The 3,149-nt window shown below is 68.6% G+C and carries 2 protein-coding genes; both read right to left on the reverse strand.

Translation table 11 applies throughout. From position 1 onward, the window contains the following. Positions 1-62: 62 nt before the first annotated feature. A complete protein-coding gene (gene thiC, locus B2284_RS12695; protein WP_286697597.1) occupies positions 63-1,928 on the reverse strand; it encodes a phosphomethylpyrimidine synthase ThiC in 1,866 nt (621 codons plus the stop codon). Between the two features lie 297 nt (positions 1,929-2,225). After that, positions 2,226-2,936 (reverse strand): CE1759 family FMN reductase, encoded by a 711-nt coding sequence (locus B2284_RS12700; RefSeq protein WP_006947233.1) that lies wholly within the window; start codon positions 2,934-2,936, stop codon positions 2,226-2,228. Positions 2,937-3,149: the final 213 nt, after the last annotated feature.

Genomic DNA, 3,149 nt, shown 5'->3' on the forward strand with positions numbered 1-3,149 from the left:
CGGAGACAAGAGTCGGTGAGGGGCGGAGTCGAGTTGCTCCACCCCTCACCGTTGCGAACCCGTCAGTCCTGGGGCGTGGGGGTTGCCAGGGCGTGGGCGGTGTCGGGTTCGACGTAGACGCTGCGCCCGAGCTCGACGAACGTCTTCGACATCTGCTGCATGCCCTCGCGCGCCTCGCTCTCGCTGACGACGCGCTGCTGGGCGCCGGCGTCGCCGAAGCGGTCGCGCACGTCCTGGCTGATGCGCATCGAGCAGAACTTCGGCCCGCACATCGAGCAGAAGTGTGCTGTCTTCGCCGCCTCGGCGGGCAGCGATTCGTCGTGGAACTCGCGCGCGGTGTCGGGGTCGAGCGACAGGTTGAACTGGTCGTTCCAACGGAACTCGAAGCGCGCCTTGCTCAACGCGTCGTCCCACGCTCGCGCGCCGGGGTGGCGCTTCGCGACGTCCGCGGCGTGCGCCGCGAGCTTGTACGTGATGACGCCGGTCTTGACGTCATCACGGTTCGGCAGGCCGAGGTGCTCCTTCGGCGTGACGTAGCACAGCATCGCGGTGCCACCCATCGCGATCGTCGTCGCGCCGATGGCGGAAGTGATGTGGTCGTAGCCGGGTGCGACGTCGGTGACGAGCGGGCCGAGCGTGTAGAACGGCGCGCCGTCACACCACTCCTGCTGCAGGCGCACGTTCTCCTCGACGAGGTCGAGCGGCACGTGCCCGGGGCCCTCGACCATGACCTGGACGTCGAACTGCCATGCCCGCTTCGTCAGCTCGGCGAGGGTGCGCAGCTCGGAAAGCTGCGCCTCGTCGTTGGCGTCGGCGGTACAGCCAGGGCGCAGGCCGTCACCGAGGGAGAAGGCGACGTCGTAGCGGGCGAAGATCTCGCACAGCTCGTCGAAGTGGGTGTAGAGGAAGTTCTCCTCGTGGTGCGCGAGACACCAGCCGGCCATGATCGAGCCGCCGCGGCTGACGATGCCCGTGATGCGCTCGGCCGTCATCGGCACGTAGCGCAGCAGCACGCCGGCGTGGATCGTCATGTAGTCGACGCCCTGCTCGCACTGCTCGATGACGGTGTCGCGGAAGATCTCCCACGTCAGCTTGTCGGCCTCACCGTTGACCTTCTCGAGGGCCTGGTAGATCGGCACGGTGCCGATCGGGACGGGGGAGTTGCGGAGGATCCACTCGCGCGTTGTGTGGATGTCGTCACCGGTCGACAGGTCCATGACGGTGTCGGCGCCCCACGTCGTCGCCCACGTCAGCTTGTCGACCTCCTCGGCGATCGACGACGTCACGGCCGAGTTTCCGATGTTCGCGTTGACCTTGACGAGGAAGCGACGCCCGATGATCATCGGCTCGCTCTCCGGGTGGTTGACGTTGGCGGGGATGATCGCGCGTCCGGCGGCGACCTCGTCGCGCACGAGTTCGAGGGCGCAGTTCTCGCGGGCGGCGACGAATCGCATCTCGGGGGTGATCAATCCCTTACGGGCGTAGTGCATCTGGGTGACGACGGCGCCGTCCTTCGAGCGCAGCGGTGCGCGACGTTCGCCGCGCCACTCGTGGCTCGCCTCACCGCGTCGGACGGCCGAGCGGCCGTCGTCGAGCAGGGTGCGCTCTCGGCCGGCGTACGTCTCGACGTCGTCGCGCTCGGCGATCCACTCGGCGCGCAACGGCGGCAGCCCGACCTCGGGGTCACTGCCCGGGCCGGAGGTGTCGTACAGCTCGACGGGAGCGTTGGCCGCGCCGGTGCCGGGGGAGTTGTCGAGGATGACCTCGGTGTAGGGCACGCGCAGGCCGTCCGCGTCTCGGTACTGCTTGCGGCGAGCGTCCGATCCGTCAGCGGGGGTGGTTGCGCGCCTCTGAACCGCGGCCGACGCCGGCGACGTGGCTGCTCGGTCGGTGGTGGCCGCGAGGTCGCGGGCGTTGAACGTCGTCATGATGGTGCCTCCTTCGGATCGGACGAAGGCACGGCAAGACCCCACGCAGCAGGCGTCGACGAACGTCGGCACCGAACGGAGGATGAGCGACCATGAGGTCTCCTTGGCTGCCTGCGCCGGCATGATCCGGGTCAGGTCGGGTAGCGGTCGGAGCAGTATCAGCTCCCTCTCAGCCCTGTTCTCAGGACTCCCACGAAGGACGCTTCCGACTATGGCACATCCCGGCAGACGAACGTGACGAAGGGGTCCGTCAGGTTCGTGACGAACCTGACGGACCCCTCCGGTCACGAGTCGTGCTCAGCGGCGCAACATCTCTTCCATCGTCGGCACCGCGACGAACGGATCGCGCGCCCGATTGCGCGTCTCGGCAAGCGTACGAACCGATTTCGACGATGTTCTCGGCGCTTCCCCATCCTTGGACACGCGCGCGCCAGAACCGCCGTTCACCACCACGTCTGCTCCGCCGAGCACGCGCTCTAGCTGCTGCGTCAACTCACCGGCGGCCTCGCTCGCCCGCGCTTCCAGGCCTCGCCCGGCCCAGTCGTCGGGCGCGGCGTAGACCGCCGTCGGCATGACGAGCGCCTTCATGTACGCGAACAGCGGTCGCAAGGCGGTGTCCGTCACCAGTGAGTGTCGGGCGGAACCGCCCGTCGCGCCGACGATGACGGGCACGCCGCTCAGCACGCCGCCCGCAGTCGCATCCCAGAACGACTTGAACAAGCCCGTGAAGCTCGCCTTGTACGTCGGCGTCACCGCGACCACGGCGTCGGCCGCGCCCAGCACCTCGTAGGCGTCCGCGAGCGCCGGGGGAGCGAACCCCGTCAACGACGCCGTCGTGATGTCGTGCGCCAGCGCCCGCAGGTCGATCCGCTCGACGACGACCTCGCTGCCCTGCTCCCGCGCACTCTCGACAACCGCGTCGCTCAGCAGCTGGGCGAGACGATGCGTCGACGATTCCTCACTCAACCCGCCGCTGATCACGGCGAGGCGTGCCGTCCAGTTCATCATCGTGTTCTCCTTCGTCTCGTTGCTCTGAGTTTGGGCGTAACGCCGCCGCCGGCGTCGCCCGCCCGGCCCGGTCAGCCGAGTTGTCGACGAACCGGGCTGATGCTCAACGGTCTTCGGCGCGCGTTCCCGTCACGTCGTCGGTCTTCGGAGCACGCGGCACACCTGTCTCGACGCCGCCCATCTGACCGGCGTCAGCCGAGGGCGTGTCGGTCG

It is taken from the genome of Dermacoccus sp. UBA1591, from assembly GCF_002322065.1.
In the GTDB taxonomy this organism is placed as follows: Bacteria; Actinomycetota; Actinomycetes; order Actinomycetales; family Dermatophilaceae; genus Dermacoccus; species Dermacoccus nishinomiyaensis.